Raw genomic sequence first — 14,174 nt, 5'->3', positions numbered from 1 at the left:
CCTCAGTTGCAATTAGTTCCTGGAATTGATTGCGCTGACGATTTCGGGGGGCGGATGTTGTTGCAGTTGGTCGTGGCGCGCGTTCGCCACGCAGGATTTCGTTTCGGGATCGCGATCGGCGCATTGGCGCTTGGCTCGGTTCTATCTAGCAGCGCGGACGCCGGCGACTCGCCGTCATGGCTGTCCACGGCCTCGACCTCGTCGAACAGCGCTGCCGTGCGGGCCATCAAGCCGCGAGCCGAGCTGCTCGACGCGAAGGCTCAGAGCGACGGCGTGGATACCGAGCACATCTTCGGCTTCAGCATGGGCTCCGACATCGGCAAGAAAGGCGAGATCGAACTCGAGATCGAGAATGTCGGCCGCTTCAGCAAGCGATTTGGCTCGTATACCGGCGTCGGCGTGTTGTCTCAGGTCAAGTTCGTCCTGACCGACTCATTTCGTGTAGCGCCGGGCGTCAGTTTCAGTTCCACCCATGTCAGCGGCGTGCCGGACATGATCGACAACCGTCGCACGGCATTGGCGGGTGCATCGTTGGAATTCCGCTACAGGCTGCTCGATCGCGATGTCATGCCGTTCGGCCTGACACTGCACGCCGCGCCGGGGTGGAATCGGGTCGACGAACTGACCGGCTTCGACATCCAAACCTATGGCAGCGAATTTGCCGCGCTGATGGATAAGGAACTGATCCACAACGCGTTGTTCGCGACCGTCAATGTCTGGTTCTCCGGCGGCGCATCGCGCGCACTCAGCAACCAATGGAGTCGTGATTCGGAACTCGCGGTGAACGGTGCGCTGTCCTACAAGGTCGGCCCGGATCTGATCCTCGGCGTCGAGGCGCGCTACGTGCGGGCCTATGAGGGGCTCGGTCTCGACCGCTTCGTCGGTGACGCGGTGTATCTCGGCCCGACCTTCGCGATGCACCTCTCGCACAATTTCGGTGTTTCAGGCACCTGGAGCACGCAGGTCGCGGGCAGGGCGAGTTGCGAAACGCTGCATCTCGACCTCCAGGATTTCGAGCGCCACCAGGCAATGCTGCGCTTCAACTACTTGTTCTGACAGGCAGCTCCGGTCGGCGCGGCGCGCACGCGGCGTCGACGGATCATCGTCGTCAGTCGCCGATGGCGACGAGCACGTCCGAAGCCTTGATCACCGCGGTCGCCGCCTGGCCCTTGGCGAGCTTGAGCTCGTCGACCGCTTCGTTGGTGATCGCTGCGGTAACCACCGCACCAGCGCCGATGTCGATCCGGACATGCGACGTGGTCGCGCCTTTCTGAATGTCGATGATGGTGCCCTTGAGCTGATTGCGGGCGCTGATCTTCATAGCCGAATCTCCTGGTTGCAGATGGTCCCGATCGGGGGTAGCGTTATATATATCCGCTATACAACCACAGGCGAGCCCGTCTTTATGCCGATAGAGGCCACGGTCACCTTAACGCGGAAGGACATTTCCGGCGTCGGCCGAGATCGCATCCGGCTGCTGCAGGCGGTGGCGCGCGAAGGCAGCATCACCGCCGGCGCGAAAGCGGCGGGCCTCAGCTACAAGGCGGCCTGGGATGCGCTCGACGCGATGACCAACGTGTTCGGGCGGCCGCTGCTGGAAACCAGGACCGGCGGCAAGTCCGGGGGCGGCGCGGTGCTGACGCCGACCGGCGTGCGCGTGATCGAGGCGTTCGGCCGACTCGAAGCCGAGATGGCGCGGGTGTTCCGCAGCCTCGAACCGGACCTCGCCGGCACCGGCATTTCCCCGATCAACCTCGTCTCCGGATTCTTCATGAAAACCAGCGCCCGCAACGCCCTTCGCGGCGCGATCACCGATATCAAGTCGGACACGCTGAGCGCCGAAATCGCGGTTGCGGTGTCGACCGACACCACGATCTACGCGCTGCTCACCAGCGAGAGCGTGCGCAGCCTCGGTCTGGTGGTCGGGCGCGACGTGATCGTGCTGATCAAGGCGCCGTTCGTGCTGATCTCGCCGGGCAGCGAGGCGCCGCTGGTGTCGGCGCGCAATTGCGTGCGCGGCGTGGTCCGGCGTAGCGACGTCTCCGCGGTCAACGCCGAGATCGTGCTCGACATCGGCGGCGGCAAGACACTCGCCGCCTCGATCACCGCGCGCAGCGCCGAAGACATGAAGCTTTCCCCCGGCGATCCGGCCTGCGCGTTGTTCGACGCCGCGCATGTCATCGTCGCCATCGATTGACCCCAAGGAGTATCGACGTGAGGACCATCAACATGCTGCGGCTCGTCGCAAAACTCACCGTGCCCGTCGCTCTCGTCGCCTGCCTTTCGGCAGGCCAGGCCTTCGCGGCGTCCGCCACGGTCGCGGTCGCGGCCAATTTCACCGAACCGGTCAAGGAGATCGCCGCGGCCTTCAAGGCCAAGACCGGTCACGAACTGGTGCTGTCGTTCGGTTCGAGCGGCCAGTTCTACACCCAGATCACTCAGGATGCGCCGTTCGAGGTGTTCCTGTCGGCCGACTCCGCGCGTCCGAAAAAGCTCGAGGACGATGGGCTCGTCGTGAAGGGCAGCATCTTCACCTATGCGATCGGCAAGCTCGTGCTGTGGAGCAAGGCGCCCGGCGTGGTGAAGGGCGAGGAAACGCTGAAAGAAGCGAAGTTCGCCAAGGTTTCGATCTGCAATCCGGTCGCCGCGCCCTATGGCGCTGCCGCTGTGGAGACGATGCAGGCGCTGAAGCTCTATGACGATCTCAAGCCGAAGCTGGTCGAGGGCGCCAACATCACCCAGGCCTTCCAGTTCGTGCAGACCGGCAATGCCGAAGTCGGCTTCGTCGCGCTGTCGCAGGTCATCAACGACAAGGAAGGCTCGCGCTGGATGGTGCCGCAGAATCTCTACAAGCCGATCACCCAGGACGCGGTGCTGCTGAAGAAGGGCGAGGCCAACGAGGCCGCGAAGGCGTTCATCGACTTCTTGAAGGGACCGCAGTCGCGGGCGATCATCGAGAAGTTCGGTTATGAACTCGCCGCGCCCGCCAAGGCGAGCTGAGCCTTGAGTCCGCGGTTAGTGCGGTCGCTCGCGGTGGCCCCGTTGCTATGATGTCCGGACTTCCGCCCGACATCTGGCAGCCGGTCAGTCTCACCATCGAATTGGCGGTGATCACCACGGTGATCCTGCTGATCGTGGGAACGCCGGTGGCGTGGTGGCTGTCGCGCTCGAAAGCGCCCTGGAAAGAGGGCGTCGCCGCTGTGGTGGCGATGCCTCTGGTGCTGCCGCCGACCGTGCTCGGCTTCTATCTGCTGGTGCTGATGGGGCCGGACGGTCCGGGCGGCGCGCTCGCTAGCCTGTGGGGCGGGCGGACGCTCGCCTTCACCTTCGGCGGACTGGTGTTCGGTTCGGTGATCTATTCGATGCCGTTCGTGGTGCAGCCGATCCGCAACGCCTTCGATGCGATCGGCGACCGGCCTCTCGAAGTCGCGGCGACGCTGCGCGCCTCGCCGATGAAGGCGTTCTGGACGGTGGCGATGCCATTGGCGCGGCCGGGCTTTCTCGCCGGCGCGGTGCTCGGCTTCGCCCACACCGTCGGCGAATTCGGCATCGTGCTGATGATCGGCGGCAACATTCCCGGTAGCACCAAAGTGCTGTCGGTCGCGATCTACGACTATGTCGAGACCTCGCAATGGCGCGAGGCCAACATCCTCGCCGGCGGCATGGCCGCGTTCGCCTTCGTCGTGATCCTGACCATGATGATTCTTGAAAAGCGCACCGCACGGCTCAGGGGATGAGAGCGATCTTCCCGCGCATGATTCGTGGCGAATTCCGCGGCCGGCTCGGCGGCTTCGCCCTCGATGCGTCGTTCAGTGTTCCGGCGACCGGCATCACCGGCCTGTTCGGCCCGAGCGGCTGCGGCAAGTCCACGGTGCTGCGCTGCCTTGCTGGACTGCAGCATCTGCCGGGCAGCCTGTGCGATGTCGACGGCGACGTCTGGCAGGACGACTCCACCTTTCTGAAGCCGCATCAGCGGCCGATCGGCTACGTCTTCCAGGAAGCAAGCCTGTTCCAGCATCTGTCGGTGAAGGCCAACCTGGTTTACGGCGCGCCGCGCGGCGACGCCGGCGGGGCGGCCGGCGTGATCGCGTTCGACGAAGTGATCGAACTGCTCGGGCTGGCGCGGTTGCTCGATCGCGCGCCGCGCAATCTGTCCGGTGGCGAGCGGCAGCGCGTCGCGATCGGCCGCGCGCTGCTGTCGCAACCCAAATTGCTGCTGATGGACGAGCCGCTGTCGGCGCTCGACCGGCTGACCAAGGACGAGATCCTGCCGTTCCTGGAGCGGCTTCATGCCCGGCTGTCGCTGCCGGTGATCTATGTCAGCCACGACATCACCGAAATCGAGCGGCTCGCCGATCATCTGATCCTGATGCGGGCAGGCCATGTGATCGGCGTCGGGCCGCTGTCCGATCTGCAGAGCGATCCGGCGCTGCCGCTTGCGACCGCGCGCGACGCCGCGGTGAATTTCGCCGCCATCGCCGAGGCGTATGATGCGAATTATGGGCTGCTGACGCTGCGGGTCGATGGTGGCCGCCTGCTGGTGCCGTCGGGGCCGGTCGAGCCCGGCGCGCGCCGGCGGATCAGGATCGCGGCGGGCGATGTCAGCCTCGCGCGCGAGGCGCCGCGCGCGACCTCGATCCTCAATGCGTTGTCCGCCCGGATCGTCTCGACCTCGCCGGTCGGTCCGAACGAAATGCTGGTCGTGATGGGGCTCGGTCCAAACGGCAATGGCGCGCGGCTGCTGGCGCGGGTGACGCGGCGTTCGTGGGATCAGTTGCAGCTCGCCGAGGGCATCGAGGTGTTCGCGCAGGTCAAGGGCGTGGCCCTGGCGTCGGAGCGGGGCGTGAGCGAGGCGACGAAGTAATTTCGGCCGCCATCGCGCGGCGGCTGCATCCGCCGTTCGGCACGGACTTCGCATAGTCCTCAATTCACTGAGACGGCGTCTCGGTCAGCTACGCGATTACCAATCGTGTCTGATCAACGACGCCCTGTGTCTGGTCGTGTTGAAGGGGATTCGACAATGTCGTTTGAAAGCAACCAATCGATCGCGATCGCTGCGGTGCGTGGCGGTCCCGGCACGCCGGCCGCCGACGTGCTGACCGCCTTCGCGCTCCGCCGCAAGGCCGAGGGCGTCGTCATCGTCGGCGTGATCGTGCCGCCGGAAGAGACCGGGCTCCGCCAACACGGCGCAGGACATGGCGCAGGACACGGCGAGAGTCATGGGGAAGGTCACGGCGGCGGCCATGACGGCTGCGAGTGTCGCAGCGAGTTGCTCGACATCGCCACCGGCGATCGCTACGCGATGCATCAGAATCTCGGATCGGGATCGCAGGCCTGCAATCTCAATTCGTCGTCGCTGGCCCTGGCGGCCGGCGCGGTCGAGCGCGCGATCGCGGGGAATCCCGAACTGGTGGTGCTGAGCCGGTTCGGCGGGCAGGAGGCGCAGCACGGTGGTTTGATGTCGGCGTTTCAGGCGGCGGTGGCGGCCGGCGTGCCGGTCGCCTGTGTGGTCACGCCGAAGGCCGAAGTCGTGTGGCAGGATTTCGCACAGGGCCTATCGATCTCGTTGCCGCCGGACGCCGAGGCGCTGGAAGCGTGGTGGCGCGGTCACGCCCGCGGCCGGAACGCTGCGTGATCCGACCATTTCGCGCTCGTCTGGGCGCGATGCCACAGTTGGAACGGCGTCCCCGTGGCGGTGTCGTACATCCCGTCGTTCAGGCGCACCGCGGCGGCTTCGACATTCGCCAGGCCGATCCAAGCGCGGTGGCATTCATACGCCCGCGCCGCCACGCGCGGCGTGGCGGTGCTCAGCATCGCCTCGACCGCCGCGCCGGGATCAAGCGTCCGTCCGGTCTGGCGCTGCGTGCCGAGCAGCAGCCCGGCGATCCCGGCAATCAGCGCGGCCGCGTAGTTCGCGCCGCGACGGCTGTCGATGCCGCCTTGCGGCGCTGCGCCGATCAGATTGGCGCCCGGCACAGCAATGCCGATCTCGTGCAGGCTGGCGTCGCCGCCGTCGATCAGCCGGCCGTGCTGGTCGATTGCGCCGACCGGGAGAAGATTGGTCGCGCCGCAACGGCGCAGCAGGCTGCCGCAACCGTCACGGCCGGCGCCGGCGACGATCAGCGCGTTGTCCGCGTTGCACCGTGCGACTGCATCAAGCAGTTCTGCGGTTGGCTGCCGCGGTCCACCGAACAGGCCGCCGCTGATCTGGATGATATGGGCGCCGTGATCGAGCGCGATCGTGATCGCCTGCGCCAGTTCCGCCTGAGAACAGTCGAGCCGATCGTCGCTGAAGATCGGTGCGATCAATCCGCGGCACAGCGGAGCGACGCCTTCGACCGAACTGCACGGCTGGCCGAAGATCAGGCTGGCAATATGCGTCCCCTGCGCGGTCGCGCGTCCGTCGGAACCCTCAGCCGCCGCGGTGTCGAGCGGGACCAGCCGCGCGCCACGAAAGCAATCATGGGTCCGATCAACCGGTCCATCCAGCACAGCGATGTTGATCTGCGAATCGCCACCGCCCAACGCGAACAGAACTTCCTTCTGGAAATCCGCTCCTGCTACCCTTACCATTTCACCCCGCCCGCACTCACGCCGCCGTTCATTATGCGAGGCACCCGCATATGGTTGCGATTCAGCCCACAACCGGCGGCCTTCCAATTGCGTTCCGCGAATTTCTTCCTGCGGAACGCCAGCTCGACATTTTCCTTATCGCACCCACGTTCGTCTGCTTATCGCGCCGTATCGGGCGTGAAAATCACGTGATAGACACGTGAAAAATGCTATTCTGAGTTGAAGTCGGGTGATCGAGGATATGAAGGCGACGTCAGCGCGTTTCATTCTCAATTTGCTGGGCCCCTTCGGACTGGTCGCGCCGAGCGGGGATCGCATCGAGATTTCCAGCAAGAAGGGTACCGCGGTCATCGCGATCCTTGCGATGTCGCGCGACGGCGAACGCGCGCGCGGCTGGCTGCAGGAACGGCTATGGGGCAGCCGAGGTCATGCCGAAGCAGCGGGAAGCCTGCGCCGCGAACTCTCCAATCTTCGAAAGCTCCTCAACGTCGGCGGCGCCAGCCTGCTGGTCAGCGACCGCGATCGCATTGGTCTGCGGCTCGATTTGATCGAGGTCGATGCGCTCGCTCCGAACGCCGACCCGAAAATTGCGGGCGAGTTTCTCGAAGGCCTCGATATCACCGGCGAAGCGGGCTTTCGCGACTGGCTGCGCGAGCAGCGCGCGACGCTGTTGCGCGGATCACGCGCGCCGTCGCTCCCCGGGCTGCCGGGCGCGCTGCCGAGACACATTCTCGATACCAGCCAGCCGCCGGTCGGCTTCAGCGGCAATCAGGCGATCGCGGTGCTGCCGTTCACCAATGTTACCGGTGACGAGGCGCTGGACTATCTCGCCGAGGGCATCAGCGAAGAGCTGATCGTCGGGCTGTCCCGGATCCGCTGGCTGCCGGTGATCGCGCGCAGTTCGAGCTTTTCCTTTGCGGACACGATCGACCGCAAGGTGATCGGGCAGCGGCTCGGCGCGCATTATCTGATCGAGGGGCATCTCTACCGCGCCTATGATTCCTTCGGCGTCTCCGCCAGCCTGTCGGAGGCAATGACCGGCTACGCAATCTGGTCGCGGCGCTTCACGCTGCAATCACCCGCGATGCGCGGTGAACTCGAGCAGTTCGTCAACGAACTGGTGGCGCAGCTCGAGACCAAGATCGAGCACGCCGAGCAGATTCGCATCCGTAACAAGCGTCAGGACACGCTCGGCGTCAGCGATCTGATCTGGCGCGGGCGCTGGCATCTCAACCGGCTGACCCGCGCCGATTCCGAGATGGCGCAGAAACTTTTCGCTGACGCGCTCGCGCTCGATCCCAAATCGCCGGAGGCGCTGATCCAGACGACCTCGGCGCTGGCCTGGTCGATCTGGGCCGGACGGCAGCCGCAAGAGCAGGTCCTGCGGATGCGCAAGCTGGCGCAGCAGGCCAGCCTGGCCGATCCCGACGACGGCCGCGGCTTCATGCTCGCCGGCATCGCCGAGATGTGGCTGCGCCATCCGCAGGAGGCGAAGAATTTGCTGCAACACGCGATCGCGCTCAATCCGAGCCTGGCGTTGGCACATGCGCAGCTCGGCGGTTGCTACAATCTCGCCGGGGAGCCGGCGAGGGCGATCGATCATCTCCGGGCGTCGATGCGGCTCAGCCTGAACGACCCGAACATCTTCTACGCGCTCGGCGAGATGGCGCTCGCCTACACCATGCTCGGGCGCTGGGCCGAGGCGGCCGAACATGCGTCGCTGTCGCTCGCCCGGCGCCCGGCCTATTGGTACGCGCACGTCCTGAAGATCAACGCGCTCGTGCGCAGCGACAATTTCGCCGCAGCCCGCGTCGCGGCCGATGAACTACTTGCTGTCAAGCCGAATTTTTCCAGGCATTACATCGATTGGCTGCCGTTTGTTGAGCGAACATGGATTGACCATTTCGTGGAAGGCCTGAAAATGGTCCCGGGCCGCGATGCGGACTGGCTGGAGCGCGACAGTCAGGAGAGCCCCGCGCAATTTCTGCCGAACTGATCGGCGAACCGATTTTTTATGTCTTTGTTTGAGGTGACCGATGTTCACGCTCAAGTACTATGACGCGATCAAGAAGGCCCAGTCCGACGCAGCCTCCGCTCCTCCGCCGCCGCTCGTTCCGTTCGATCTCGACGATCTCGGCGCCGACACCACGCTGAAGCGCTGGAGCACCACGGCGTTCAGCTATGTGTTGCGCGGCGCGCTGTATCTGTTCAGGGAATTCTGGCCGAACCCGCAATTCGGACGCCTCGTGATCGTCACCCGCGAAACCGACGTCCGCGAGGTGCTGGCGCAGCCCGGTGTTTTCGAGGTGCCCTACGGGCCGGAGATGACCGAACTCGCCGGCGGCACCAATTTCGTGCTCGGCCTCGAAGGTCCGGAGCATGACCGGCAGAACGCCATCATCCGCAGCGTGCTGCGCCCGACCGATCTCGATCGCATCAAGAATCTCGCCCGCCATTACGCGCAGATCCTGATCGACGGCTCCGGCGGCCGGATCGACGTGATGAAGGACCTGATGACGCGGGTCGCCACCGAGACCTGCTGCGGTTATTTCGGCCTCGCTCCGGAGGACCCGGACGCATTCGCCGAATGGGCGATGTCGATCTCGGCACTGCTGTTCGCCGATCCGTTCGGAAACGCCGCCACCCGTCGCCTTGCGCTGAACGGCGCGGCGCAGGTCCGCGAAGTGATCGATCGCGCGATCGCGCGCGCAAAGGCGGCGCCGGAGACCGACACCGTGGTCGGCCGGCTGGTTGCTCAATCCAGCGACGGCGCCGTGACCGAAGGCGAGATCCGCGCCATTCTGGTCGGGCTCGTCACCGGTTTCATCCCGACCAACACGCTCGCCGCCGGCAAGATTCTCGAAGAGCTGCTGCGCCGGCCCAAGGTGTGGGCGGAAGCGATCGACTGCGCCGGCCGTGACGACAGCGCCGGCCTCGAAGCGATCCTGCTCGAAGCCGGCAGGCTCAATCCCGCTCTGGCGCCGGGGCAGTGGCGCTACGCGACGAAAGACGGCGTCATCGCCCACAACACCTCGCGGCAGCGCAAGGTTCGCGCCGGCTCGGTGCTGATGGTGGCGACGATGTCGGCGCTGCGCGACAAGCGGGCGTTCGTGTCCCCGGGATCGTTCCGCGCCGACCGGCCGAACCCATCGAGCCTGATGTTCGGCGACGGTGTTCATGCCTGCCTCGGGATGCATGTCGCGATCGCGCAGATCACCGAAGTTTTCCGCGTGCTGCTGAGGCAGCCGAATTTGCGCACGGCCTCCGACAGATCGGGCGCGATCGGCTGGGTCGGTCCGTTCCCGCGCCGGCTCGACATGGAGTTCGAGCCGAAGATCGCGCCGCAGACGCAGAACATGATCGTGATCTGCGCGCCGGTTCGTCCCGACACCGATCTCGACGCCCTGCGCGCGCAGATCACCGCGCTCGGCAATCCGGCGCGGCCGGACGTCGTCGCGGCATTGCAGGCGACAGGACTGATCCACTTCGCCTCGATGACGCTGATCGACGCCGGCACGCCGGATCAGCCCGCGCCGCATCTGTTGCTCGAACTCAATGTCGACGGCTCGCCGGAGAGTGCGATCCGCGCCGTCGTGAACGAGGCGGGCGAATGGCTGGCGCCGATCTTCGCGCACGCCGACGAACGCGCCGGCGCCGCGCTCGGCGATATCCTCCGCCGCAACATGCTCGATCTGCAGACGAAGCCATGGGGCGCGATCGGGTTGAACTTCAACGGCACGCCGGAATTCGCCGTCGCCGACATTGTGCGGCAGCGCGAGCTCGCGCGTTTCACCCAGGACGCGCTCGAGGCGTATCTCGAGAACCATGCCGGCCTCGGCAGCCGCGCGATGGTCGCGCTCGGCTATGTCCGCAAGCTGATCCGGCAGGATCCCGCGCTGAAGCGGATCATCGACCAATCGCCGGACTCGACCCGCAAGGCCCGGCTGCAGGCGTTGTTCACGCGCGGCGCTGCATTCACCGACTATCTGATCCGGCCGAGCCGGCGGCGTTTGCAGATCTCCGACTGGGTCCCGCGCTCCGGCGCCGAGTCGCTGCTGGCGATGTTCAACTCGACCACGTTCCGGTGGATTGGCGCGATCGTCATCGGCCTCGTGCTGATCGCGAGCCAGGCGATCTATTTTGCGATCGAGCCGTATTCCGACGCGACCTATATCGGCCGCATCGCGCTGGCGGTGGTCGGCGGTTTGCTGCTGGTGGCGCTGAAGCTCGCCTCGTTGGCCGGCCTGTTCCTGCTGGTGTTGCGTTATTACGAAAACGGCGACGTTCCCGACGACAGCGATCCCGACATCGCCAGGGTTCGCGAGATCGCCGCCAGCGAAAACCATCCCGGCTTCGTGCAGAACCACATCACCGCCGTCACTGCGCTGAAGCCCGGCGCGTTTCGCAAGCTGACGCTTGCGCTGTCGCTGTGGGGTATCAAGGAGCTGGTGACGAATTTCTACCGGCCCGGCTTCGTGCTCAACATGGGCACCATCCACAAGGCCAAATGGTTCAGGCCGCCCGGCGCCGACAAGCTGATCTTCCTCGCCAATTACGATGGAAGCTGGGAGAGCTATCTCGAAGATTTCGTGATGAAGGCCCATGCCGGCCAGTCGGCGGCGTGGAGTAATGGCGTCGGCTTTCCGCGCACCCGCTTCCTGATCTACGACGGCGCGCAGGACGGCGACCGCTTCAAGCGCTGGGTGCGGCGGCAGCAGGTGCCGACGCAGTTCTGGTTCAACCGCTATCCGCGCCTCACTACCGACGAGATCCGCCGCAACGCGCTGATCCATGACGGGCTGGTCCGCGCCTCGACCGACAGCGCGGCGCAGGCGTGGCTCGACTGCTTCGGTTCGATGACGCGCCCGGTCGACGCGATCGAGACGCCGGAGGTGCAGTCGCTGGTGTTCCGCGGGATGGGCCAGCTCGCCTACACGGCGACCGCGCTGCTGCGGCTTCCCGCCGACAAAGCGGCTAGCAAAACATGGCTGCGCGCGATCATGCCGGAAGCGGGGCTGCTGCCGGATTCATCCGGCGATGCGCCGCGACCGGCGGTGGGCGCGGTCACGTTCGGCGATCGTCCGTTCGCCGGCGGCGATGCGCCGCATCATGTCGCGACCTTCGTCGCCTTCTCGGCGTCAGGGCTTGCGAGGCTCGGGATGTCGCGGTCCAACGCCAATGACGGGCTGACGACGTTTCCGACGGCGTTCAACATCGGTATGGCAAATCGCGCCAACATCCTGCGCGACACCGGCGCTTCTGCGCCGGAGCGGTGGGACTGGGTCGACGCCGCGCTCGACGGCCGCGACGACGTCGCCGCCGCTGACGCCGCGTTGTTCGTCTATGGCCGCTCGGCGGAGGACTGCCGCGCTGCGCTCGACAATCACGCCGCGCTGCTCGGCGGCTCCGACGCGCTGCTCTACGTGGTCGAGACCCGACCCGCCACGGTCGAAACCGAGGACGGGCCGAAGACCTCGCTCGACTACGAACATTTCGGTTTCGTCGATGGCATCTCGCAGCCGGTGATCCGCGGCACCCAGCGCTTCGCCAAGGGCGTGGCTGCGCGCGACATCGTCGAGCCGGGCGAATTCATCCTCGGCTATCGCAACAACCAGGGCTACTTTCCGCCGAGCGCGACGGTGCGGAGCAGCTCGGATCCCGCCGATCATCTGCCGATCCTGCCCGACGCGCTGCCGGGTCGCTTCCCGAAGTTCTGCTCGGACACGCCGGCGAAACCGGTGCGCGATTTCGGCCGCAACGGCACCTTCCTGGCGATCCGCCACTTCGTGCAGGATGTCGACGGCTTCCGCAGCTTCACCGAGGCGAAGGCCGCCGAGCTCGGCAGATATCGCGATCTCGCCGCGGTGATCGGCGAGGAACCGACCGCCGAATGGGTCGCGGCGAAGATGATGGGCCGCTGGCGCAACGGCGTGCCGCTGGTCGATCAGCCGAATTCGAAGACGTTCAACAATCGCCGCGGCCCGTCGCGCGACGACGTCGACCGCGCCTATGATCGCGACAATGATTTCAGCTACGGCCAGGATGATCCGCAGGGGCTGCACTGTCCGTTCGGCGCGCATATCCGCCGCGCCAATCCGCGCGACAGCCTGCAGCCCGACGATCCGATGCAGCAGCAATTGACCGCGCGTCACCGGCTGCTGCGCCGTGGCCGCTCGTTCGAAAGCCAGCAGGGCGATGCAGGCAGACCGGAAAAGGGCCTGCTGTTCGTCGCGGTCTGCGCCGACGTCGAACGTCAGTTCGAGCTGGTGCAGCAATCCTGGGTGTCGTCGCCGTCGTTCCACGGCCTCAGCGACGAGCCGGATCCGATCATTTCGGCGACGCCGGACGATCCGGCCGAGCAGCGGGTGTTCACCATCCCGACCGCCGCCGGTCCGCTGACGCTGCATGGCATCCAGAGCTACGTCACGGTGAAAGGCGGCGGCTACTTCTTCATGCCGAGCCGCTCGGCGCTGCAATATCTGATCGATCTGGAGTGACGTGCTGCGCGGAGCGGAGCGCAACAAGGAAGCATGATGTAGCAATACCACAACGGTCATCGCCCGGCTTGACCGGGCGACCCAGTATTCCAGAGCGTTCATGCTCGGCCACAGCATGAGCATACTTGAAGGCGGCCTCGGAACTTGCCGGCGCTCTGGAGTACTGGATTCCCGCTGTTGCGGGGGTGACAGCTGTGCTGGCGGCCCGACGTTCCTGACGTCGGGCCGCCAATGCGAGCAGATCAGGCTCGCGCGTGAGCCCGTTACATCGCGATGATCGCGATGTCCGTCACGGCGCCGCTGACGCCGCTGATCTTCGCGGCTTCGGTCGCCTTGCCGGTCGCCAGGTCGACGCTGTACAGCGTATCGCCCACCATCAGCCAGGCCTCGTTCTTGCCTGCGCCGTCGGACCAGATGTCGAACGCGACGCCGTCCGCCTTGATGCCGAGCTTGCCGATCGCGCCGAGCACGCCGTCATTCGGCGGCGCCTGTTTGATCAGGCCGCCGATCGAGCCGTCGATGTTGAACAACGTAGTCTCCTTCGCGCCCTTCACCGAATTGGTGTAGGCGCCGGCGACGATGTTCGGCTTCTCGCCCTTGTGCATGTCGGCGTCGGCATATTTGTGATCGCCGTCCTTGGTGACCTTGCCGTCGTCGACATTGGCGCGCAGATTGGTGCCGTCGGCGCCCATCACGCGCAGCCGATCCGCCATCGGGTTGAAGTCGACGGTCGCGGCGACGCCCTTGGCGAGCGTGGTATCGAGCTTCGACTTCACGGTGGCCTTGCCGTCCATCGCGATCGTCACCACGCTGCCGTCATCGACCAGCCCGTACAGCAGGCCGTCGGCCGGGCGCACGTCGATGCCGACCAGCGAACCGGAGATGCCGGTTACCTTGACCGAACCGGTCGCTCTTTTTTGCGTTGTATCGACCATCGCGATGGTGTCGCCGCCGATCAGCGCCGCAACCTGCGCGGCATTGGCGGCGGCGGACGACAGCAGCAGAGCCGCCGAAGCGGACAAGATCGCACGTAGTGTCATGGAAGAGTTCCCTCTGTTTCCGGATCCTCATCGGGATCACACAGCGGGTACCGGCGGCGGGGGC

11 protein-coding genes are annotated in these 14,174 nt (G+C 65.8%); 8 read left to right on the top strand and 3 right to left on the bottom strand.

The features are described 5' to 3' along the window. Positions 1 to 54: 54 nt before the first annotated feature. Positions 55 to 1,056: a DUF6662 family protein gene (locus tag BMY71_RS13175; RefSeq protein ID WP_092684298.1), complete on the top strand. Its 1,002-nt coding sequence runs from the start codon at positions 55 to 57 to the stop codon at positions 1,054 to 1,056. A gap of 52 nt (positions 1,057 to 1,108) precedes the next feature. Here the strand turns inward: BMY71_RS13175 and BMY71_RS13170 are convergent, their stop codons facing one another. Continuing rightward, positions 1,109 to 1,321 (bottom strand): TOBE domain-containing protein, encoded by a 213-nt coding sequence (locus BMY71_RS13170; RefSeq protein ID WP_041805143.1) that lies wholly within the window; start codon positions 1,319 to 1,321, stop codon positions 1,109 to 1,111. A gap of 84 nt (positions 1,322 to 1,405) precedes the next feature. On the opposite strand from BMY71_RS13170, the gene BMY71_RS13165 reads away from it, so the two are divergent. The 5 genes from BMY71_RS13165 to BMY71_RS13145 all read left to right on the top strand — a co-directional run bounded on the left by BMY71_RS13165 (position 1,406) and on the right by BMY71_RS13145 (position 5,635). Next, positions 1,406 to 2,197: a TOBE domain-containing protein gene (locus BMY71_RS13165; protein WP_092684296.1), complete on the top strand. Its 792-nt coding sequence runs from the start codon at positions 1,406 to 1,408 to the stop codon at positions 2,195 to 2,197. A gap of 32 nt (positions 2,198 to 2,229) precedes the next feature. Next, on the top strand, positions 2,230 to 3,000 hold the full coding sequence (gene modA / locus BMY71_RS13160) for a molybdate ABC transporter substrate-binding protein (RefSeq protein WP_092684294.1): 771 nt from the start codon (positions 2,230 to 2,232) through the stop codon (positions 2,998 to 3,000). 50 nt (positions 3,001 to 3,050) lie between these two features. Then, positions 3,051 to 3,737, top strand: a complete 687-nt coding sequence (gene modB, locus BMY71_RS13155; protein WP_092684585.1) for a molybdate ABC transporter permease subunit — start codon at positions 3,051 to 3,053, stop codon at positions 3,735 to 3,737. Beyond that, positions 3,734 to 4,864, top strand: a complete 1,131-nt coding sequence (gene modC / locus BMY71_RS13150) for a molybdenum ABC transporter ATP-binding protein (protein WP_092684292.1) — start codon at positions 3,734 to 3,736, stop codon at positions 4,862 to 4,864. Before modB ends, modC begins: the two co-directional genes overlap by 4 nt. Positions 4,865 to 5,020: 156 nt before the next feature. Further along, complete coding sequence (locus tag BMY71_RS13145) at positions 5,021 to 5,635, top strand: DUF2478 domain-containing protein (protein ID WP_092684290.1); 615 nt, start codon at positions 5,021 to 5,023, stop codon at positions 5,633 to 5,635. Here the strand turns inward: BMY71_RS13145 and BMY71_RS13140 are convergent. Beyond that, positions 5,608 to 6,573: a S8 family serine peptidase gene (locus BMY71_RS13140; protein ID WP_092684288.1), complete on the bottom strand. Its 966-nt coding sequence runs from the start codon at positions 6,571 to 6,573 to the stop codon at positions 5,608 to 5,610. The two genes, BMY71_RS13145 and BMY71_RS13140, sit on opposite strands and share 28 nt — an antisense overlap. A gap of 241 nt (positions 6,574 to 6,814) precedes the next feature. Between BMY71_RS13140 and BMY71_RS13135 the strand changes: the two genes are divergently transcribed. Both BMY71_RS13135 and BMY71_RS13130 read left to right on the top strand, forming a co-directional pair. Continuing rightward, a complete protein-coding gene (locus tag BMY71_RS13135; RefSeq protein WP_092684287.1) occupies positions 6,815 to 8,569 on the top strand; it encodes a hypothetical protein in 1,755 nt (584 codons plus the stop codon). Between the two features lie 40 nt (positions 8,570 to 8,609). After that, complete coding sequence (locus BMY71_RS13130) at positions 8,610 to 13,070, top strand: cytochrome P450 (protein ID WP_092684285.1); 4,461 nt, start codon at positions 8,610 to 8,612, stop codon at positions 13,068 to 13,070. A gap of 263 nt (positions 13,071 to 13,333) precedes the next feature. Here the strand turns inward: BMY71_RS13130 and BMY71_RS13125 are convergent, their stop codons facing one another. Continuing rightward, complete coding sequence (locus tag BMY71_RS13125; protein ID WP_092684283.1) at positions 13,334 to 14,110, bottom strand: DUF4394 domain-containing protein; 777 nt, start codon at positions 14,108 to 14,110, stop codon at positions 13,334 to 13,336. Positions 14,111 to 14,174 lie beyond the last annotated feature (64 nt).

The sequence above is a fragment of the Rhodopseudomonas pseudopalustris genome (assembly GCF_900110435.1).
In the GTDB taxonomy this organism is placed as follows: Bacteria; Pseudomonadota; Alphaproteobacteria; order Rhizobiales; family Xanthobacteraceae; genus Rhodopseudomonas; species Rhodopseudomonas pseudopalustris.
The sequence above is the reverse complement of the archived record's forward strand: the minus strand, read 5'-3'. Positions and strand labels throughout refer to the sequence as shown.